The sequence below is a fragment of the Geodermatophilus poikilotrophus genome, assembly GCF_900111455.1.
In the GTDB taxonomy this organism is placed as follows: Bacteria; Actinomycetota; Actinomycetes; order Mycobacteriales; family Geodermatophilaceae; genus Geodermatophilus; species Geodermatophilus poikilotrophus.
The window spans coordinates 568,235-588,493 of record NZ_FOIE01000002.1 but is presented as its reverse complement, the minus strand read 5'-3'; the positions used below and the strand labels follow the sequence as shown (position 1 = coordinate 588,493).

General features: G+C 74.1%; 15 protein-coding genes. 8 read left to right on the top strand and 7 right to left on the bottom strand.

Annotated elements, in window-relative coordinates; genetic code table 11:
• Positions 1-106: 106 nt before the first annotated feature.
• Positions 107-1,639 carry an APC family permease gene (locus tag BMW27_RS07210; protein WP_091441214.1) on the top strand — a complete coding sequence of 511 codons (1,533 nt, stop codon included), beginning with the start codon at positions 107-109 and terminating at the stop codon, positions 1,637-1,639.
• 74 nt (positions 1,640-1,713) lie between these two features.
• Here the strand turns inward: BMW27_RS07210 and BMW27_RS07205 are convergent, their stop codons facing one another.
• From BMW27_RS07205 to BMW27_RS07195, 3 genes are all read right to left on the bottom strand, one after another.
• Complete coding sequence (locus tag BMW27_RS07205; protein WP_091441212.1) at positions 1,714-3,894, bottom strand: MMPL family transporter; 2,181 nt, start codon at positions 3,892-3,894, stop codon at positions 1,714-1,716.
• A 6-nt stretch (positions 3,895-3,900) separates the two neighbouring features.
• On the bottom strand, positions 3,901-4,488 hold the full coding sequence (locus BMW27_RS07200; protein WP_091441209.1) for a TetR/AcrR family transcriptional regulator: 588 nt from the start codon (positions 4,486-4,488) through the stop codon (positions 3,901-3,903).
• Positions 4,489-4,610: 122 nt separating this feature from the next.
• Positions 4,611-6,101 (bottom strand): helix-turn-helix domain-containing protein, encoded by a 1,491-nt coding sequence (locus BMW27_RS07195; RefSeq protein WP_245743349.1) that lies wholly within the window; start codon positions 6,099-6,101, stop codon positions 4,611-4,613.
• A gap of 166 nt (positions 6,102-6,267) precedes the next feature.
• Here BMW27_RS07195 and BMW27_RS07190 point away from each other — a divergent pair, with 166 nt between their 5' ends.
• From BMW27_RS07190 to BMW27_RS07170, 5 genes are all read left to right on the top strand, one after another.
• Complete coding sequence (locus BMW27_RS07190; protein ID WP_091441206.1) at positions 6,268-7,311, top strand: amidohydrolase family protein; 1,044 nt, start codon at positions 6,268-6,270, stop codon at positions 7,309-7,311.
• Between the two features lie 12 nt (positions 7,312-7,323).
• Positions 7,324-8,091 carry a metal-sulfur cluster assembly factor gene (locus BMW27_RS07185; protein ID WP_091441203.1) on the top strand — a complete coding sequence of 256 codons (768 nt, stop codon included), beginning with the start codon at positions 7,324-7,326 and terminating at the stop codon, positions 8,089-8,091.
• Positions 8,088-9,113, top strand: coding sequence for an NAD(P)-dependent alcohol dehydrogenase (locus BMW27_RS07180; RefSeq protein ID WP_091441199.1), 1,026 nt, complete (start codon positions 8,088-8,090; stop codon positions 9,111-9,113). The genes BMW27_RS07185 and BMW27_RS07180 overlap by 4 nt, the downstream gene beginning before the upstream one ends.
• A gap of 161 nt (positions 9,114-9,274) precedes the next feature.
• Positions 9,275-12,649: a pyruvate carboxylase gene (locus BMW27_RS07175; RefSeq protein ID WP_091441194.1), complete on the top strand. Its 3,375-nt coding sequence runs from the start codon at positions 9,275-9,277 to the stop codon at positions 12,647-12,649.
• A 329-nt stretch (positions 12,650-12,978) separates the two neighbouring features.
• Positions 12,979-14,817 (top strand): serine/threonine-protein kinase, encoded by a 1,839-nt coding sequence (locus tag BMW27_RS07170; RefSeq protein ID WP_245743348.1) that lies wholly within the window; start codon positions 12,979-12,981, stop codon positions 14,815-14,817.
• A 6-nt stretch (positions 14,818-14,823) separates the two neighbouring features.
• On the opposite strand, the gene BMW27_RS07165 is transcribed toward BMW27_RS07170, so the two are convergent.
• The 4 genes from BMW27_RS07165 to BMW27_RS07150 all read right to left on the bottom strand — a co-directional run bounded on the left by BMW27_RS07165 (position 14,824) and on the right by BMW27_RS07150 (position 18,529).
• Positions 14,824-15,450, bottom strand: coding sequence for a LutC/YkgG family protein (locus BMW27_RS07165; protein ID WP_091441190.1), 627 nt, complete (start codon positions 15,448-15,450; stop codon positions 14,824-14,826).
• Entirely contained in the window at positions 15,447-16,991 is a 1,545-nt protein-coding gene (locus BMW27_RS07160; protein ID WP_217638059.1) for a LutB/LldF family L-lactate oxidation iron-sulfur protein, read from the bottom strand. Before BMW27_RS07160 ends, BMW27_RS07165 begins: the two co-directional genes overlap by 4 nt.
• The gene (locus tag BMW27_RS07155) at positions 16,988-17,761 is read right to left on the bottom strand and encodes a (Fe-S)-binding protein (protein ID WP_091441187.1); all 774 of its coding nucleotides are present in this window, start codon (positions 17,759-17,761) and stop codon (positions 16,988-16,990) included. Before BMW27_RS07155 ends, BMW27_RS07160 begins: the two co-directional genes overlap by 4 nt.
• 198 nt (positions 17,762-17,959) lie before the next feature.
• On the bottom strand, positions 17,960-18,529 hold the full coding sequence (locus BMW27_RS07150; RefSeq protein ID WP_091441184.1) for a hypothetical protein: 570 nt from the start codon (positions 18,527-18,529) through the stop codon (positions 17,960-17,962).
• Positions 18,530-18,617: 88 nt separating this feature from the next.
• Here BMW27_RS07150 and BMW27_RS07145 point away from each other — a divergent pair, with 88 nt between their 5' ends.
• Together BMW27_RS07145 and BMW27_RS07140 are read left to right on the top strand one after the other, a co-directional pair.
• A complete protein-coding gene (locus BMW27_RS07145) occupies positions 18,618-19,133 on the top strand; it encodes an NAD(P)/FAD-dependent oxidoreductase (RefSeq protein ID WP_245743347.1) in 516 nt (171 codons plus the stop codon).
• A gap of 170 nt (positions 19,134-19,303) precedes the next feature.
• On the top strand, positions 19,304-20,239 hold the full coding sequence (locus BMW27_RS07140) for an alpha/beta hydrolase (RefSeq protein ID WP_091441180.1): 936 nt from the start codon (positions 19,304-19,306) through the stop codon (positions 20,237-20,239).
• Positions 20,240-20,259: the final 20 nt, after the last annotated feature.

The following is a 20,259-nucleotide window of genomic DNA, read 5'->3' as shown; positions in this document are numbered from 1 at the left end:
CTCTTCCCCGTGGGGCGGGGGACTGGCCTGCTGTCCCGTGTGAGGCGCGGCACACTGCCGTGCCGCCGACCGGCCGCTGACAGCGGTGCGACGACAGGAGGGCCGCATGGCGGTGGGACAGGACCGGGGGACCGGGCAGCAGACCGATCTGCGGACGAAGGGGTTGTCCACCAACTCGGTGGGTCTGCTGGCCAGCGTGGTGCTCGGGGTCTCGAGCATCGCGCCGGTGTACGCGCTGACGGCCACCCTCGGTCCCACGGTGACCGAGGTCGGCCTGCAGATGCCGGCCATCTTCCTGGCCGGCTTCCTGCCGATGCTGCTGGTCGCCTACGCCTACCGGGAGCTCAACCGGGTGGCGCCGGACTGCGGGACGTCCTTCACCTGGACGACCAAGGCGTTCAACCCCTACGTCGGCTGGCTGTGCGGATGGGGGGCGCTGCTGGCCACCGTCATCGTGCTGTCGAACCTCGCCGGCGTGGCGGTGTCCTTCTTCTACCTGCTGCTCGGCGAGCTCACCGGCTCGGAGTCGGTGGCGACGCTCGGCGACAACACGGTCGTCAACGCCCTCACCTGCGTGGCGTTCGTCGCCGTCGCCACCTGGATCACCTACCGCGGGGTGGAGGCCACCAAGCGGGTGCAGTACGTGCTGGTCGGCTTCCAGATGGCCGTGCTCGCGGTGTTCGCCGTCCTGGCGCTGGTCAAGTCCGGTTCCGCGCCGGGTGCCATCCCGTTCGAGCTGTCCTGGTTGGACCCGACCGCCATCACCAGCTTCAGCGCCTTCACCGCCGGGCTGTCCCTGTCGCTGTTCATCTACTGGGGCTGGGACACCTGCCTGACGGTCAACGAGGAGACCGCCGGGAGCGCCCGCACCCCGGGCCGGGCCGCCCTGCTGACCATGCTCGTCATCATCGTGACCTACGTCGGCGTGGCGATCGTCGTGCAGGTGTACGCGGGCATCGGGACCGAGGGCACCGGCCTGGGCAACCCCGACACCGGGGACAACGTCTTCGCCGCCCTGGCCGGCCCGGTCATGGGCCCGGGTCTGGCGTTCCTGCTGTTCCTCGCCGTGGTCGCCAGCTCGGCGTCGTCGCTGCAGACGACGTTCCTGCCGACCACCCGGACCATGCTGGCGATGGGCACCTACGGGGCACTGCCCCAGCGGCTGGCGGAGGTGCACCCGCGCTTCCGCGTGCCGTCGACCGCCACCCTGGTCGCCGGGGCCGCCACGGCGGCGTTCTACGTGGGCATGACGATCATCAGCGAGAACGTGCTCATCGACACCATCTACGCGCTGGGCCTGATGATCTGCTTCTACTACGGGCTGACCGCCTACGCCTGCGTCTGGTACTTCCGGCACGAGCTGCGGCGCAGCACGCGGGACCTGGTGTTCAAGGGCGTCTTGCCGCTGCTGGGCGCCCTGATGCTGACCGCGGTGTTCGTCCAGACGGCGGTCGACACCCTCGACCCCGCCTACGGCAGCGGCTCCTCGGTGTTCGGCATCGGCAGCGTCTTCGTCGTCGGGATCGGACTGCTGCTCCTCGGCGCGGTCCTGATGCTCGTCTGGCGGGCGCGGCACCCGGAGTTCTTCCGCGGCCAGACCCTGCGGGTCGACACCCCGTCGCTGGTCCTCGACGAGTGACGCCGGACCGGCCCGAGTAGCAGCGCGGCCCGCCTCCCCGAGGGGAGGCGGGCCGCGCCGTTCGTGCGGGAGGGTCAGCGCTCGCCGGCGCCGACCACCTCGCGCTGCTGGACCTGCGGCCGGGTGGCGGACCGCTCCAGCGCGGCACCCTCGACGTCGAGGGCGGGCAGCCAGCGCAGCCAGCGCGGCAGCCACCAGGCCCGGTCGCCGAGCAGGGCCAGCGCCGCCGGGACGAGCACCATGCGGACCACGAACGCGTCGAAGGCGATGCCGGCGGCCAGCGCGAAGGCGATCGACTTGATGGTCGCGTCCCCGGAGGGCACGAAGCCGGCGAACACCGAGAACATGATCAGCGCGGCCGCCACCACGACCGGGGCGGCCTGCCGGAACCCGGTGCGGATCGCCTCCAGCGGCGCGGCGCCGTGGCTGTGCGCCTCGTGCATCCGGGACACCAGGAAGATCTGGTAGTCCATCGCCAGCCCGAACAGGATGCCGATGACCAGGATCGGCGTGAGGCTGATCAGCGGGCCGGTGCTGTCGAGGTTGACCAGGTCGGCCAGCCAGCCCCACTGGAACACCGCGACGGTGGCGCCGAGCGCGGCCCCGACGGTGAGCACGAAGCCGAGGACGCCGACCAGCGGCACCAGCAGCGAGCGGAAGACCAGCACGAGCAGCACCAGGGCCAGGCCCACGACCAGTGCCAGGTAGACCGGCAGCGCGGCGTCCAGGCTGGTGGCGACGTCGACGCTGACCGCCGTGGCGCCGGTGACCGAGGCCTGCGCGCCGTCGACGTCGGCGAGCAGGTCGCGCAGGCCGGCGACCAGCTGCTCGGTGGCCGGGTCGGTCGGGCCCGACTGCGGGATGACGCTGACCAGCGCGGCCGTGCCGTCGGCATTGGGCACCGGCGGGGTCACGAGTGCGACGTCGTCCAGGCCGGGGATCTCGCCGGCAGCCGCCGCCGCGGCCGGCACCGCGCCGTCGCCCTCGAACAGCACGGTGAGCGGGCCGTTGAAGCCCTCGCCGAAGCCGGCGGCGAGCAGCTGCTCGGCTCGCGCCTGCGTACTGTCCTCGGGCGGGGTCTGCACCAGCGTGGTCTGCATCGAGAAGAACGGGACGGCGACGGTGCCCAGCGCCACGACCGTCAGCAGCACGGCCACGAGGCGGTGGCGGGTGACCGTGGCGACCCAGCCGCCCAGGAAGCCGCGACCGGCCGCGTGGTGCGTCGGCGCGGTGGTGCGCCGCCGCTTCGGCAGCGCGCGCATCCCGAGGAAGCCCAGCGCGGCCGGGACCAGGGTCAGGGCGACCAGGACGGCGACGACGATGGTCCCGGCCGCGGCGAGACCCATCTGGGTCAGGAACGGGATGCCGGCGACGAACAGGCCGGTGAGCGCGATGACGACGGTGAGCCCCGCGGTGACGACCGCGGAGCCGGCGGTGCCGACCGCCGTGGCGACCGCGGTGCCGATGTCGGCGCCCCGCCGCAGCTCCTGGCGGAACCGGCTGACGATGAACAGCGCGTAGTCGATGCCGACCGCCAGGCCGAGCATCGCGGCCAGGATCGGGGTGGTCGACGACAGGTCGGTGAAGCCGGTGGCGACCGTGATGCCCAGGACGCCGATGCCGACGCCGACGACCGCGGTCAGCAGGTTCATGCCGGCCACGACCAGCGAGCCGTAGGTGACGGCGAGGACCACCAGCGCGACGACGACACCGATCGCCTCGGCGGGACCGCCCACGTGCGGGGGCTCCTGGATCGCCTGGCCGGTGACCTCGACGGTCAGTGCGCCGTCCCCGGCCTCCTCGACGGCGGCGGTCAGCGCGTCCTGCTGCGCGGGGGTGACCTCGCCGACCGGCGCCTCGTAGGTGACCGTGCTGTAGCCGGTGGTCAGCTGCTGGTTGACCGACGGCGCGGCCGGGTCCAGCGGGTTGCTGGCCGACGCGACGCCGGGCAGCTCGCCCAGCTCGGCCACCAGCGCGCCGACGGCGGCGGCGCTCTCCGGCGTGGCCAGGGTCTGGCCGTCCGGGGCGACGAGCACCACCTGCGCCGTCGCGCCGCCCGCGGCCCCGAACTCCTCGCTGATCCGCTCCAGGGCGGTGGTCGACTCCTGGCCGGGGATGGCGAAGCTGTCCGACGTCTCGCCGGCCAGCGTCGCCGCCCCTGCGCCACCGCCGACGAGCAGCACGAGCCAGACGAGGACGACGGCCGCGCGGTGCCGGTGCGAGAACGCACCGAGCCTGGACAACAGAAGAGCCATGGGGGATCAGGCCTCCACCTGGTCGGGGTCGGACGGGGTGGCGCCGGCAGCGTGGTGGCCGAGCGCGTCGAAGCAGGTGGCGACGATGTGCCGCCGCCATGCGGTGGTCTGGTCCTGGGCGTGCGCCGCGAGGGTCAGGACGGCGAGTGCGGCCAGCGCGCCCACCACCCGGACTGAGCGCGGCGGCTCCGTGGTCCCGGGGTCGACGCCGAAGGCCTGCAGGACCAGGTCGGTCACGGCCGGGTTCGGCTCGGCACCGCTGTCGGTCGCCGGCACGAGGAGCAGCGCGACCAGCCCGGGGTGGGCCAGGGCGACGTCGACCAGGACCTCCAGCGCCTGCCGGTCGCGGGCCGGACCGGGGGGCAGGTCGCCCAGCTGGTCGAGCACGCGCCGGCCCAGCGTCTCGGCCTGGGCCAGCACCGCCTCGTGCAGCGCGTCCTTGCTCGGGAAGTGGTGCAGCAGGCCCGCCTTGGACAGGCCCACGGCGTCCGCGATGTCCTGCACCGACGTCTTGGCGAACCCGCGGCGGGCGAAGAGGGCAGCGGCCCGGTCGAGGATGCCCTCGTCGGCCTGCTGGCGGAACGGTCGTGCCATGCAGGAGACGGTACGGGCTCACCGACCAGAACGGTCGGCCGACCGACCGTTCTGGTCGGTGTCGTCACTCACACGTCAGGCGCGGCCGTCCCGGCTCCGGCCGGGCGGGGACGGTCGTGCCGTCAGTCCGTCGAGCGCGGCGGCACCGTGATCTTGTACTGGGCGATCTTCCGGTAGAGCGTGGCGCGGCCGATGCCGAGCTCCTCGGCGGCGCGGGTGACCGTGGTGCCGGGCTCGGTGAGGCAGCGCACGATCTCGTTGCGCTCCAGCTGCTCCAGCCGGCCGAGGGGGCGCGTGCCGCCGTCGAGGACCTCGGGGGCGAGGTGGTGCAGGTCCACGACGTCGGCGCGCGTCGCGGCGTCCCGGACGACGCGGCGCAGCTGCGTGGCGTTGCCCGGCCAGCCGCAGCTGCCCAGCGCGCGCGCCGCACGGGGGGTGAAGTCGACCGCACGGTGGCGCTCCTCGCGCGCGAACCGCTGCGCGAGCGGCAGGACGTCGTCGGTCCGGAGCCGGAGGGGCGGGGCCTCCACGACCGTGTCGGCCAGCCCGGTCAGCTGGTCGGGGATGGCGGAGAAGCCGGGTGCCGTCAGGACGAACGGCTGCGGCCGGCCGGCGCGGCGAGCGGTGGTCAGGATCTGGGCCAGCTCGCCGGCGGCCCAGGCCGGCAGGTCCTGCAGCCCGGACACGATGACGCAGGTGTCCGCGTCGCGCAGGCCGGGGGTCCACAGCTCGAGCCAGGCCGTGACGTCGCCGGCCTCGGGTGCGCGGGCGCGGAGGATCCGCTGCCGGGATGGGAGCCGGCGGCGGGCCAGCGCGGCGAGCGTGGCCTTGCCCGATCCCGGCTCGCCCACGACGGCCGCCACCCGCCCGGCGGCGACGGCCGTCGCCGCCTCCTCCACGGCGGCACGCCAGCTCGTGGAGACGCACGGGTCGCCGTCCTCGGGGGCGAGCCGGCCACCGGTGACGTGGAAGACGTCGCCCCGGGGTACCGGCCGCAGCGTCCGGCCGCCCGCGCGGAGGAGCATGAGCGCGCTGGTGGCGCTCGCCGCCGTCTGGGCCAGCCCCAGGAGGAGCTCCGACGAGGAGTCCGACCACGTGGTCAGGTTGATGCTCCCGGCCAGCTCGCCGGTCACCGGCTCGAGCACGGGCGCGGCCGCGCACGTGTAGCCCCGCAGATCGGCGCAGTAGTGCTCCGCTGCGCGCACCAGGGTGGGCGCCCGGTCGGCGAGGGACAGCCCGAGCCCGTTGGTCCCGGCGTTGCGCTCGTTGTAGGAGAACCCCGGCGCCAGGTGCACGCGGTCGAGCGACCGCCGGATGTCGGGGTCGTCGCCGAGCCGGGCCAGGACGAGGCCCGTGGAGTCGGCCACCATGAGGCTGACCGGTTCGTTCGGGATCGTCGCCTGCAGGTCGGTGAGGACCCGGTGCGCGCACTCGTACAGCAGGGACCCGGTGTCCAGCGAGCCGGTGAAGACGGGGATGACCTCGTCCGGGGGGACGCCGTAGTGCTGACTGCGGTGCCAGGACGCCCGCACGCGCGGCGCCGCGGCCAGCCCGGCCGGCCGGTCGGTCAGCGCGGCCGGCGGCGCCGGGGAGTCGAGTGAGCGCCCGTCCACGACGACCTCCCGACCTCTGTGGCCTGCGCCACACGCAATGTACGCGCCGATCGGGGCGGGTCGGCGTCCCAAAGTGAGACAACGACCGCCTACTCACCACCCGTCGGGCTGCCTAGCGTCGGCCGAGCAGGGTGACTGCCCTCACACCGAGCTGACGGAGGCCGGCATGTACCGCAAGGACGGCGAGAGCTACTACGTCGTGGACTCCCACATCGCCCTGTGGGACGCGCGCCCGGAGAACCAGCGCAACGTCCACGGCAAGCAGTTCATCGACTGCTTCTACGACTACCACCGCAACCTCAGCCCGGAGTCCGAGACCTGGGGCTACGAGGAGTATCTGTACCAGGGCGGCGAGCGGCTGATGCGCGACGTGTTCGTCGACGGGATCGTCGACCACGCGATCTTCCAGCCGGCCCGGCTCGCGGAGTTCTACCACCGGGGCTTCGGGCAGACCGAGGAGGCGTTCGCGCTCGCCCAGGCCCACCCGGACAAGCTCACCTACAACCACTACTGGGACCCGCGCGACGGCGAGAACGGCCTGGACCAGCTCCGCGCCAACGCCGAGCGGATGCAGCTCAAGGGCGTGAAGCTCTACACCGCCGACTGGCACGGCGAGTCCCGCGGGTGGAAGCTCACCGACCCGATGGCCTACCGCTACTTCGAGCTCTGCCGTGAGCTGGGCATCAGGAACGTCCACGTCCACAAGGGCCCGACGATCCGCCCGCTGGACCGGGACGCCTTCGACGTCGCCGACGTCGACCACGCGGCCACCGACTTCACCGACCTGAACTTCGTGGTCGAGCACTGCGGGCTGCCGCGCCTGGAGGACTTCTGCTGGATCGCCACCCAGGAGCCCAACGTGTACGCCGGCCTGGCGGTGGCCATGCCGTTCATCCACACCCGGCCCCGCTACTTCGCGCAGATCATGGGCGAGCTCACCTACTGGCTCGGCGAGGACCGCATCCTCTTCTCCAGCGACTACGCGCTGTGGACGCCGAAGTGGTTGGTCGAGCGCTTCGTGGACTTCCAGATCCCCGAGGACATGACCGAGTACGCCCCGCTCACCACCGCGCTGAAGAAGAAGGTGCTCGGCCTCAACGCCGCCCGGCTCTACGACCTGCCGGTGCCGGCCGAGCTGCAGCTGCCCGACGCCGACGAGACCGCGACCGGCCCGCGCGAGCCCGCGGCGGCCGACCTCGCCTCGGTCTGAGGAGGGACGCCGATGACCGCCGTCCTCCCCGACCTGGCCGTGACCGAGGCCGAGGTCCGTGCAGCGCTGGGCACCGTCGTCGACCCCGAGCTGGACGAGCCGATCACCGACGTCGGCTTCGTCCGCTCGGTGTCGGTCGAGGGTCGTGCCGTCGAGGTGCACCTGCGGCTGCCCACCTCGTTCTGCGCGCCCAACTTCGCCTGGCTGATGGTCTCCGACGCGCACGGCGCGGTGTCCGCCGTCCCCGGGGTGGAGTCCGTGGTGGTCGAGCTCGACGACCACCACGACTCCGACCTGATCAACCGCGGCATGGCAGCCGGGCTGGGCTACCGGGGGACCTTCGGGCACGAGGCCGAGGACTCCCTCGACGAGCTGCGGGCGACCTTCCAGCGCAAGGCGCACACCGCGGCGATGGAGCGGGCGGTCACGGCGCTGCTCCGCACCGACCCGGCGGTGGACGTCGCGGCGCTCACCCTCGGCGACCTGCCGGCGGGGGAGCGCACCACCGACGCGCTGCTGCGCCGGCGGGCGACCCTCGGCCTGCCCGTGCACGACGCCGCACCGGTGCTCGTGCACGACGACGGCACCCGACCCGCCCCTGCGCAGGCGGAGCTGGTGCTGCGCCGGGCTCGCTCGGTGCGCATCTCCGTCGACGGCAACGCGCACTTCTGCCGGGGTCTGCTCACCACCCGCTACCCCGGGTCGGAGGCCGACCAGGCCCCGCGACCCGAGGACCGCCCCCTGCTCCCGCTCACCGTCTCGAAGGGAACCCACCCGTGAAGGCCGTACGCGTGCACGAGTACCACGCCGACCCCTCGATCGACGACGTCCCCGAACCGCAGGTCCAGGGTCCGCTCGACGTCGTGGTCAGGATCGGCGGCGCCGGGGTCTGCCGCACCGACCTGCACATCCTCGAGGGCCAGTGGGCCGAGCTGCAGAACCCGGACCTGCCCTACGTGATCGGGCACGAGAACGCCGGGTGGGTGCACGAGGTCGGGGAGGGGGTCACCAACGTCGCCGTCGGCGACACCGTGATCCTGCACCCGCAGCCCAGCTGCGGGCTGTGCACGGCCTGTCGCGCCGGCCGGGACATGCAGTGCGACAACGCCTTCTTCCCCGGGCTGTCGAACGACGACGGCGGCATGGCCGAGTACCTGCGCACCACCGCCCGTGCCTGCGTGAAGCTCGACCCGTCGACCAACCCCGCCGACGTCGCCGCACTCGCCGACGCCGGCATCACCGCCTACCACGCCGTGCGCAAGGCCCTGCCGCTGCTGCACCCGGGCACGACGGCGGTCGTGCAGGGCGCCGGCGGTCTCGGCCACATCGGCATCCAGTGCCTGGCCGCGCTGTCGGGCACCCGGATCGTCGTCGTCGACCGCAACCCCGACGCGCTGGAGCTCGCCCGGCAGATCGGCGCGGACGAGACCGTGGTCGCCGACGGCGACCAGGTGCAGGCGGTCCAGGACCTGACCGGCGGGGGCGCGGACGTCGTCTTCGACTTCGTCGCCGAGCAGGGCGCGGAGATGGACGGCTGGCACATGACCGGCCCGGCCGGCTCGTACTACGTCATCGGGTACGGCGGCGAGCTCCGGATCCCGACGCTGGACTTCGTCGCCGGTGAGAAGAACATCGTCGGCAACATCGTCGGCACCTACACCGACCTGGCCGAGCTGATGGTGCTCGCGCAGGCCGGGAAGGTCACCCTGCACACCCAGCAGTACCCGCTGGACCGGGCCGTGGACGCGCTCCGCGACCTCGACGCCGGCAAGGTCCGGGGCCGGGCGATCCTCGTCCCCTGACGAAGGACCCCTGCCGCCCACGGCGCGCAGGACCAGGTGCGGAGCCCGGTCCCCCGCGGACCGGGCTCCGCACCTGTCCAGCCAGGACCCCGGTCGGCCCTCCCGCGGCGCCCGTCCCGTCTGGGAGGCTCATCGAGCCGTCCCGACCCCTGAGGAGCGCTGTGTTCACCAAGGTGCTGGTCGCCAACCGAGGCGAGATCGCGGTGCGGGCCTTCCGCGCGGCCTACGAGCTGGGCGCGCAGACGGTCGCCGTCTTCCCCTGGGAGGACCGCAACTCCGTCCACCGGCTCAAGGCCGACGAGAGCTACCAGATCGGCGAGGAGGGGCACCCCGTCCGCGCCTACCTGTCGGTCGACGAGGTCGTCGGCGCGGCGCAGCGGGCCGGGGCCGACGCCGTCTACCCCGGCTACGGCTTCCTGTCGGAGAACCCGGACCTGGCCGAGGCCTGCGCGCAGGCCGGGATCACCTTCGTCGGCCCACCGGCGTCGGTGCTGGAGCTGACCGGCAACAAGGCGCGGGCGATCGCCGCGGCGCGCGACGCCGGCCTGCCGGTGCTCGCCTCGACCGAGCCCAGCGCCGACCTCGACGCCCTGCTCGCCGCCGCCGAGCAGCTGCCCTTCCCGGTGTTCGTCAAGGCGGTGGCCGGCGGCGGCGGGCGCGGCATGCGCCGGGTGGAGGACCCGGCGGAGCTGGCCGGCGCGGTGCAGGCGGCGATGCGGGAGGCGGAGTCGGCGTTCGGCGACGCGACGGTCTTCCTCGAGCAGGCGGTCGTGGAGCCCCGGCACATCGAGGTGCAGATCCTGGCCGACGGGCAGGGGAACGTGGTGCACCTGTTCGAGCGGGACTGCTCGGTGCAGCGCCGGCACCAGAAGGTCGTCGAGCTCGCCCCGGCGCCGAACCTGGACCCCGCGCTGCGCGAGCGGATCTGCGCCGACGCCGTCGCCTTCGCCCGGGCCATCGGCTACGTCAACGCCGGCACGGTGGAGTTCCTCCTCGACCGGGAGGGCCGGCACGTCTTCATCGAGATGAACCCGCGGATCCAGGTCGAGCACACGGTCACCGAGGAGGTCACCGACGTCGACCTGGTGCAGAGCCAGCTGCGCATCGCCTCGGGGGAGACCCTCGCCGACCTGGGCCTGTCGCAGGACACCATCCGGCTGCGGGGTGCCGCGCTGCAGTGCCGGATCACCACCGAGGACCCGGCCAACGGCTTCCGCCCGGACACCGGCCGGATCACCGCCTACCGCTCCCCGGGCGGCGCCGGCATCCGGCTGGACGGCGGCTCGGCGCTGGGCGCGGAGGTCGGCGCGCACTTCGACTCGATGCTGGTGAAGCTGACCTGCCGCGGCCGGGACTTCGGCATCGCGGTGGCCCGGGCGCGCCGGGCGGTCGCCGAGTTCCGCATCCGCGGCGTGGCCACGAACATCCCGTTCCTGCAGGCGCTGCTCGACGACCCGGACTTCCAGGCCGGGCGGGTCACCACCTCCTTCATCGAGCAGCGTCCCCAGTTGCTCACCGCCCGGAGCTCCGCGGACCGCGGCACCCGACTGCTCACCTACCTGGCCGACGTCACGGTGAACCGGCCGCACGGGGAGCGCCCGCACCTGGTCGACCCGGTCCAGAAGCTGCCGCACCTCGACCTGCGCACGCCGCCGCCCGACGGCTCCCGCCAGCGGCTGCTCGCCACCGGCCCGGAGGCCTTCGCCGCCGAGCTGCGCGCGCAGACCGCGCTGGCGGTCACCGACACCACCTTCCGCGACGCCCACCAGTCGCTGCTGGCCACCCGGGTGCGCACCAAGGACCTGCTTGCCGTCGCCGGGCACGTGGCGCGCACCGTCCCGCAGCTGTTCAGCCTGGAGGCCTGGGGCGGGGCCACCTACGACGTCGCCCTGCGCTTCCTGCACGAGGACCCGTGGGACCGGCTGGCCGCGCTGCGCGAGGCCGTGCCCAACCTCTGCCTGCAGATGCTGCTGCGCGGCCGCAACACCGTCGGCTACACGCCCTACCCCGAGGCGGTCACCGACGCCTTCGTCCGCGAGGCCGCCGCCACCGGCATCGACGTCTTCCGGGTGTTCGACGCGCTCAACGACGTCGCCCAGATGCGCCCGGCGATCGACGCGGTCCGGGAGACCGGGACGGCGGTCGCCGAGGTGGCGCTGTGCTACACCGGCGACCTCTCCGACCCCGGCGAGGACCTCTACACGCTGGACTACTACCTGCGGCTGGCCGAGCAGATCGTCGACGCCGGCGCGCACGTGCTGGCGATCAAGGACATGGCCGGCCTGCTGCGCCCACCGGCGGCCGCGACGCTGGTGACCGCCCTGCGCGAGCGCTTCGACCTGCCGGTGCACCTGCACACCCACGACACCGCAGGCGGCCAGCTCGCCACGCTGCTGGCGGCCTGGAACGCCGGGGTCGACGCCGTGGACGGCGCGGTCGCCTCCATGGCCGGCACCACGAGCCAGCCGCCGCTGTCGGCGATCGTCGCGGCCACCGATGCCACCGAGCGGGCCACCGGCCTGGACCTCGGCGCGGTCAACGACCTGGAGCCGTACTGGGAGGCCGTCCGACGGGTCTACGCGCCGTTCGAGTCCGGCCTGGCCGCGCCCACGGGACGGGTCTACCGGCACGAGATCCCCGGCGGGCAGCTGTCCAACCTGCGCCAGCAGGCAATCGCGCTGGGACTGGGGCAGCGGTTCGAGGAGGTCGAGGACGCCTACGCGGCGGCCGACCGGCTGCTGGGCCGGCTGGTCAAGGTCACCCCGTCGTCCAAGGTGGTCGGGGACCTGGCGCTGCAGCTCGTCGGTTCCGGCGTCACCGTCGAGGACTTCGCCGCCGAACCCGGGAAGTACGACCTGCCCGACTCGGTGATCGGCTTCCTGCGCGGCGAGCTGGGCGACCCGCCCGGCGGCTGGCCCGAGCCGTTCCGCAGCCGTGCGCTGGAGGGCCGCCGTCCGGCCGAGCCGCCGGCGGAGCTGTCGGCGGAGGACGAGCGCGGGCTGGCCGAGCAGCCCCGGCAGACCCTCAACCGGTTGCTCTTCCCGGGACCCACGCGCGAGTACGAGGCGCACGTCGACTCCTACGGCGACGTCTCGGTGCTGCCGACCAAGGAGTTCCTCTACGGGCTGCGCCCCGGCGACGAGCACGCCGTCGACCTGGAGCCCGGGGTCACCCTGCTCGTGGGGGTGGAGGCCGTCTCCGACGCCGACGAGCGCGGCATGCGCACGGTCATGTGCACCCTCAACGGCCAGCTGCGACCGGTCTCGGTGCGCGACCGCTCGGTCGACGCACAGGTCAAGGCCGCCGAGAAGGCCGACCGCAGCGACCCCGGCCAGGTCGCCGCACCGTTCGCCGGCGTGGTCACCCTGCAGGTCGGCGAGGGCGACACCGTCGAGGCCGGGCAGCCGATCGCCACGATCGAGGCGATGAAGATGGAGGCCTCGATCACCGCGCCGGTCGCCGGCACGGTCAAGCGGCTGGCCATCAGCGGCGTCCAGCAGGTGGAGGGCGGTGACCTGCTGGTCGTCCTGTCCTGAAAGCGGACCCCCCTGCCCCCGCTACTCGCAGGCGCGCGGCGGGACCCTGCCGGGGGCCGCCTCTCCTCCCCACCCTCGCAGGCTCCGAGAACCGGGACGCCCACCGCGGCGCCGCGTCGCCCGGCCGCGACGGTGTGTGAGTGCCGGCCCGGGTGTCGCGGTCCGGGCGGACCCGGTCGTTCAGTTCGGTCCGGGGTTGGGCAGGCAGGCAGAGCGCAGCCGTGCGCGCCCGACCGGTCCGCACGCGCAGCGTGGACCGCCGCGGCCCGGCCCTCCGGGGCCGCCGGGAGGGGGCGGGAGCCAGGCAGCAGCACGGGACGGAGCGCGGTGTGACCACGGCCGACGGGGGACGACAGACCCTGAGCGGCCGCTACGAACTGCAGCAGCTCATCGCCACGGGCGGGATGGGGCAGGTCTGGCGCGGTCGGGACACGATGCTGAACCGGCCGGTCGCGGTGAAGGTGCTGCGCAGCGAGTACGCCGACGACCAGACCTTCCTCGCCCGGTTCCGCGCCGAGGCCCGGCACACCGCGGCCCTGAGCCACCCGAACATCGCCACCGTCCTCGACTACGGGGAGGCGACGGCGGAGGACACCGGCGAGAACGTCGCCTTCCTCGTGATGGAGCTGGTCGACGGCGCGCCGCTGTCGACGCTGCTCGCCGAGGAGGGGCCGCTGGACCCCGATGCCGCCCTCTCGGTGCTGTCCCAGGCCGCCGCCGGGCTGGCGGAGGCGCACCGCGCCGGCGTCGTCCACCGTGACGTCAAACCCGGCAACATCCTGGTCCGCTCCGACGGCAGCGTGAAGCTCACCGACTTCGGCATCGCCTGCTCGGCCGGGAGCGTGCCGCTGACCGGCACCGGCCAGGTCATCGGCACCCCGCAGTACATGTCGCCCGAGCAGGCCGCCGGGGAGCGGGTCAGCCCGGCCAGCGACGTCTACGCGCTCGGCCTGGTCGGCTACGAGTCGCTGACCGGACACGCCGCCTTCGCCGGCACCAACCCGGTGAACGTGGCGCTCAAGCACGTGTACGAGGACCCCGACCCGCTGCCCGACGAGGTCCCATCCGACGTCCGGCACCTCATCGACGCCGCGCTGGCCAAGGACCCGCAGCAGCGCCTGCCCGACGGCGACGCGTTCCTGCACGCCATCGAGGAGACCGTCCACGGCCCGTCCGGCACCGCGCCGCCGACCCGGCCGATCGCCCCGGCCGCCGTCGCCGCGGCCACACCACCGGCGGCGCACAGGGTGGCGGCCGGCGCGCCGCCGCGTCCCCACGACGACGACCGCGGCTCCCGCCGCCGGCCGCTGCTGCTGGTGCTGGCCGTGCTCGCGGTCCTGCTGCTCGGCGGCGGCGTGGTCGCGCTGGTCGGTGGGCTCGGCGACGACGACAGCACGGCTGTCGCGCCGTCGACGGCTGTCGCGCCGCCGTCGGCTGTCGCGCCGTCGTCGGCCGTCGCGCCGTCGTCGGTGGACCCGGGTCTCGTGCTGACCGCCGCGGAGTACGTGGGGCGTCCGGTCGAGGAGGTCGCCGCCGAGCTGACCGGGCTGGGGCTGACCGTGGGCCAGCAGGCGCAGGTCGACCCGGGCGCCACGCCGGGCACCGTCACCGCGCTCGACCCGGCCGGCACCGAGATCCGGCCGGGGGACCGGGTGGAGGTCCTCGTGGCGGCGCCGCCCACCGCCCCCGAAGAGGAGCCCGCGCCCGCCGGGGACGCACCGGTGACGACCCCTGAGGACGCACCTCCCGCCCAGGACCCCGCCCCGGCCGAGGACGCCGCTCCGGCGGAGAGCTCCGCCCCGGCGGGGGAGTCCTCCTCGACGGAGGACCCTGCTCCGGCGGAGGGGTCCACGTCGGCGGAGACGCCGGCTCCGCCGTCCGGGAACACCACCACGACAGCGCCCGAGCCGTCATCGGAGCCGTCATCGGAGCCGACCTCGCCGACGGACAGCAGCGAGGCACCGCTGCCCCCGGAGGAGCCCGCGCCCACCGACGACAGCACGGACACCGCTACGCCGAGCACCTCGTCGGAGACCGAGCCGGGCGCGGACACCGGCACGCCGAGCAGCTCGCCCGGGAACGGTCCGGCGGCCGGGGACGGCGCCGGCGACAGCACGGTCCCGGAGTCGACCGGCGCCGGCTCGTCGAGCGCCGGCCCGACCAGCTGACCGGCGTCAGGCGACCAGCACCACGACCAGCGTACGCGGGCCGTGCACGCCCTCGACCCGCTGCAGCTCGATGTCGCTGGTCGCGGACGGGCCGCTGACCATCGTCAGCGGGGCGTTCGGGTCCAGCCGCGGCAGCGCCTCCGGGACGCCGCCGACGACCTGCCCGGCCTCGACCACGCAGACCAGGCAGTCGGGCAGCAGCGAGATCGCCCGCCGGCCGGACAGCGGGCCGCCGTCCAGGACCAGCGTGCCGGTCTCCCCGATCGCCACCGCGATCCCGGTCAGCGTCGCGGCGAACGCGGCCAGCTCGACAGCGGGGCGGCCGTCGTCCTCGCGGGCGCCGTCCGGCCGCCAGCCGGTCGGCACCCCGGGGGCGACGACGACGGAGCCGGGGTCCCAGCCGGCGCCCAGCCCGGTGTCGAGGGCGGCGGCCACGGTGGCCCCGATCTGCTCCGGTCCACAGCGCAGCACGGAGGCCTTGTAGTCCTCGAGCCGGTCGACGAGGACGTCGAGGAGCTGCTCGGCCGGGCGGTCGTCGGTGGTGCGGTAGTCGCGGGGGACCACCACCTCCGGCCGGTGCTCGCCCAGCGCGGTGCGGATCCGGCCGAGCACCTCCTCGCGGGCGGTGGTCACGACCGGCCTCCGTGCTCCCGCGCCCAGGCCTGGGTGAAGGTCTCCCGTGGCGGGGTGGGCAGGTCGCGGCTCCGCGTCCAGCTCGAGGCCGGTGGTGGCAGCACCGGCGGCATCGTCGGCTTCCCGCGGGCGAGGAACCGGCCCAGGCCCGCGGCCCGCTGGGTCAGTCGCCACAGCCACGGGTGCGACATCGCCGTGGCCAGCGCCCTGAATGTGGCCGCCTCGGGGGTCGTCCTCTCCTGCGCCTCGACGTGCTCGGCGCGCAGGTGCACCAGGATCGAGGGGATGTCGATCGCCACCGGGCACGCGTCGTAGCAGGCGCCGCACAGCGACGAGGCGTACGGCAGCGAGGCGTTGTCCTCGACCCCGGTCAGCTGCGGGGAGAGGACGGCGCCGATCGGGCCCGGGTACACCGAGCCGTAGGAGTGCCCGCCGGTGCGCTCGTACACCGGGCAGACGTTGAGGCAGGCCGAGCAGCGGATGCAGTGCAGCGCCTCGCGGCCCACCTCGTCGGCGAGCACCGCCGTCCGCCCGTTGTCGAGCAGCACCAGGTGGAACTCCTGCGGGCCGTCGCCGGGCGTGACGCCGGTCCACATCGACGTGTACGGGTTCATCCGCTCCCCGGTGGAGGAACGGGGCAGCAGCTGCAGGAACACCTCGAGGTCGCGCCAGGTCGGCACCAGCTTCTCGATGCCCATGACGGTGATCAGCGTCTGCGGCAGGGTCAGGCACATCCGGCCGTTGCCCTCGCTCTCGACGACGGCGAGGGTGCCGGTCTCGGCGACGGCGAAGTTGGCGCCGCTGATGGCCACCCGGGCGCGCAGGAACCGCTCGCGCAGGTGGGTGCGGGCGGCCATGGCCAGCCGGCGCGGCTCGTCGGGGAGCTCGCGGTCGGCGTCGGGGCCCTGGAACTGCGGCATGGTGCGCAGGAAGATCTCCCGGATCTCGGCGCGGTTCTTGTGGATCGCCGGCACCAGGATGTGGCTGGGCGCGTCGTCCCCGAGCTGCACGATCAGCTCGGCGAGGTCGGTCTCGTGCGCCGTGATGCCGGCGTCCTCGAGCGCCTCGTTGAGGCCGATCTCCTGGGTGGCCATCGACTTGACCTTGACCACCTCGTCGGCGCCGGTGGCCTGCACCAGCCGGGTGACGATCGCGTTGGCCTCGTCGGCGTCACGGGCCCAGTGCACCGTGCCGCCGCGGGCGGTGACCTGCTCCTCGAGCTGCACCAGCAGCTCGTCGAGCCGCGCCATGGTGGCGGTCTTCAGGGCCTTGCCGGCCTGGCGCAGCTGCTCCCAGTCGGGCACCTCGCCGACGACCTTGGCCCGCTTGGCGCGGATGGTGCTCGTCGCGTGCCCGAGGTTGGCCCGCAGCTGGCCGTCGCGCAGCGCGTCGCGGGCGGCCTCCGGGAAGGAACGGTCGCCGCGCAGGTGGCCGACCCCGCGGGGTGCGGTGGGCAGGCCGAGGAACGTCGTCCCGGACCGGGGCGCTCCCGGGGCCAGGGAGGTCTGGTCGGTGTGCAGGTCCTGGGGGGTGGTGGTCATGCCGACACCGCCGGTCGGGTGGTCTGCTGCGGGCTCACGGCGTCCTCCGTCGAGGCCAGGATCTCGGCCAGGTGCACGGTGCGCGTCCCCGACCGCAGCCGGGAGAGCCCACCGCCGATGTGCATGAGGCAGGAGGCGTCACCGGCGGTGCACACCTCCGCGTGGGTGGACAGCACGTTGGCCATCTTGTCGGTCAGCATCGCCGTCGAGGTGTCGGCGTTCTTCAGCGAGAAGGTGCCGCCGAAGCCGCAGCACTGCTCGGCGGCCGGCAGCTCGACGAGCGTCAGCCCGCGGACGGCCCGGAGCAGCTGCAGCGGCCGGTCGCCCACCCTGAGCAGCCGCAGCGAGTGGCAGGTCGGGTGGTAGGTGACCCGGTGCGGGTAGTAGGCGCCGACGTCGGTCACCCCGAGGACGTCGACGAGGAACTGCGAGAGCTCGTAGGTCCGCCCGGCCAGCGCCTCGGCCTCGGCGGCGAGCTCCTCCTCGCCGGCCCGGCGCAGCACCATGGCCTGTTGGTGGTGGATCGAGGCCACGCACGACCCGGACGGCGACACGACCGCCTCGGCGCCGGCGAAGGCCCGCACGTGGTTGGCCACGATCGGCACCGCCTCGCGCCGGTAGCCGGTGTTGACGTGCATCTGCCCGCAGCAGGCCTGTCCCGCCGGGACGACGACCTCGTGGCCCAGCCGCTCGAGCAGCCTCGCCGTGGCCATCGCGACCTGCGGCGCCACCGTGTCCACCAGACACGTGGCGAACAGCGCCACCCTCATGCCGCTCCCTCCCGGTCGGCCGCGACGTCGCGGCGCACCGTGCTCGACTCGTCCCGCCGCTCCGCCGCCTGCCCGCAGAGTCCTGCCGTGGCCGGCAGCGGCGGCGACGTCGATGTCGTCATACCCCACGAGAGCGGGGTCGGGGGGCACCGGGACCCCGCTCTCGTGCCGTCGTCTGCAGCGGGCGCCCTCGCCGGGTCAGTCGCGGTGGCGCCGGCGCTCGATCGCCTCGAGCACCGTCTTGCGCCCCTTGCCGAGGTCGCGCTCGGCCCGCTCGGCGCGGTCGAGCTGGGAGTCCCCGGACATCTGCCCGACCCGCCTGCGCGCCTCGGCCGCGTCGACGTCGACCAGTTCGGCGGCCTTGCGGGCCTCCCGAGCCGCGTCGGTGTTGGCGACGTGCTGGTCCTCGCCGCTCTTCTTCCGGCGGTCGGTGGCCCGCTTCTCCTGGTCGCTCAGCAGCTGCCAGGCGGCGTCGGGGAGGTAGCGCGACGTGCCGTCGGGTCCACGGGCGCGGTCGCCGCCGTCGGCGGTGTGCCACTCCTGCTCGGTCCACTCCTGCAGGTGCTCCTGCGACGCCGTGCGCTCGCCCTCGTGCCGGTAACCGCCGCCGTGCGCCTCGTACTCGCGGGTGAGCAGCTGGCTCTTGCGGGCGCTCCACTGCCCGGGTCGCCCGCCGCGGTCGCCCGCCTTGATCTCCTCCTTGAGCCGCTCGCGCAGCTCCGGGTCCGTGTAGTCGTCCGCGTAGTCCTCCGCCGACTTCCCGCTCATGGGCGCCGGGGTACCCCCGGTGCAGCCGGTCCACCCACGCCGCCGGGACCGGTGGGTGCCGGCGGACACCCGCGGGTGCCCGGATCAGGTGCGGACGGGCTACCGCCCCTGGCAGCAGCGGCTCGCCGTCGTCCCCGACGGGGACCTGTTCACGGCACTGCGCGAGGGGACGGCGTCGGTGGTCACCGACACCATCGAGACGTTCTCCGAGACCGGGATCCGGCTGACCGCGGGGGAGGAGCTCGAGGCGGACGTCGTCGTCACCGGCTTCGATCTGAGCCTCTCCGGCGGGGTCGCGTTCACGGTCGACGGCGAGCCGGTCGACTTCCCCGGACGCGTCACCTGGCGCGGCGTCATGATCAGCGGTGTGCCGAACATGGCCTACGTGTTCGGCTACTCCCGCAACAGCTGGACGCTGCGGGCCGACCTGGTCAGCGAGTTCGTGTGCCGGCTGCTGGCGCACATGGAGGAGCAGGGCGCCACGACGGTCGCCCCACCCTGCGCCCCGAGGACGCGGACATGCCGTTGCGGCCGTAGGCCGACCAGCAGAACGTCAACGCCGGCTAGTCGTGCGCTCGATGCACCTCGTGTTCAAGCAGGATGACCGCGAGCCGTGGACCCACCTGCTGGAGTACGCGCGGGAGCGGACGACGCTGCCCGCCGTCGATCTCGACGGCAAGTCCTTGCTCTACAACTGAGCCGGGCCAGCGATCCACCGGCGGGACGCCTCGCGTCCCGCCGTCCACCCTCATGCCGAGACGTCAGGAGATCCCCGTGCCGGTCGACCCGCACATCGCAGCGATGCTCACCATGATGCAACAGGCGGGCCTGCCGCCCATGTACGAGGGGAGCCCCGAGGCGGGGCGCGCCCTGTACCTGCAGCTCACCCACGGTGCCCGCACCCCGGAGCAGCTCGTCCCCGTGGCGGGCACCGAGGACCGCACCGTCCCCGGCGCCCAGGGTGAGCTCCGGGCGCGGGTGTACCGGCCCGAGGGTGAGGGCCCCTTCCCGACCGTCGTCTTCCTCCACGGTGGCGGCTGGGTGATCGGCGACCTGGACACCCACGACAACATGGCCCGCAACGTCTGCCGCGGTGCCCGGGCGGTCGTCGTCGCGGTCGACTACCGGCTGGCGCCCGAGCACCCGTTCCCCGCCGCGGCCGAGGACGCGGTGGCCGCGGCCCGCTGGGTGGCCCAGCACCGCGCTGAGCTCGGCGGGGACGACCGGCTCGCGGTCGCCGGCGACAGCGCCGGCGGCAACCTCGCCGCCGTGGTGGCCCAGCAGCTGACCGCTGACGGCACCCCGCTGGTCGGCCAGTTCCTCATCTACCCCGCCGTCGACGCCGAGGGCGAGTACCCCTCCCGCGTGGAGAACGCCAAGGGCTACTTCCTCGAGAAGGACACCATGGACTGGTTCTACGGCCACTACGCCGGGGCCTGGGAGGACGCGAGGGACGCCCGCTTGTCCCCGCTGCACGGCGCCGACCTCTCCGTCCTGCCCCCGGCCGTCATCGTCACGGCGGAGTACGACCCGCTGCGCGACGAGGGCGAGGCCTACGGAGCAGCGCTGCAGGCCGCCGGCGTCCGGGCCGACGTGCAGCGCTACGACGGCATGATCCACGGCTTCTTCGACATGGGGACGGTCTCGCCCGCCGCACAGGCCGCCGTCGACGAGAGCTGCGCGCGCTTCGGGGACCTCATCCGAGGTTGAACCGGCGGAGGTGCCGGCCG

What these genes read in the sequence shown, in the direction of transcription:
- BMW27_RS07210 (WP_091441214.1), top strand. Translation starts at nt 107, where the DNA reads ATGGCGGTGGGACAGGACCGGGGGACCGGGCAGCAGACCGATCTGCGG.
- BMW27_RS07205 (WP_091441212.1), bottom strand. Translation starts at nt 3,894, where the DNA reads ATGGCTCTTCTGTTGTCCAGGCTCGGTGCGTTCTCGCACCGGCACCGC.
- BMW27_RS07200 (WP_091441209.1), bottom strand. Translation starts at nt 4,488, where the DNA reads ATGGCACGACCGTTCCGCCAGCAGGCCGACGAGGGCATCCTCGACCGG.
- BMW27_RS07190 (WP_091441206.1), top strand. Translation starts at nt 6,268, where the DNA reads ATGTACCGCAAGGACGGCGAGAGCTACTACGTCGTGGACTCCCACATC.
- BMW27_RS07185 (WP_091441203.1), top strand. Translation starts at nt 7,324, where the DNA reads ATGACCGCCGTCCTCCCCGACCTGGCCGTGACCGAGGCCGAGGTCCGT.
- BMW27_RS07160 (WP_217638059.1), bottom strand. Translation starts at nt 16,991, where the DNA reads ATGACCACCACCCCCCAGGACCTGCACACCGACCAGACCTCCCTGGCC.
- BMW27_RS07155 (WP_091441187.1), bottom strand. Translation starts at nt 17,761, where the DNA reads ATGAGGGTGGCGCTGTTCGCCACGTGTCTGGTGGACACGGTGGCGCCG.
- BMW27_RS07150 (WP_091441184.1), bottom strand. Translation starts at nt 18,529, where the DNA reads ATGAGCGGGAAGTCGGCGGAGGACTACGCGGACGACTACACGGACCCG.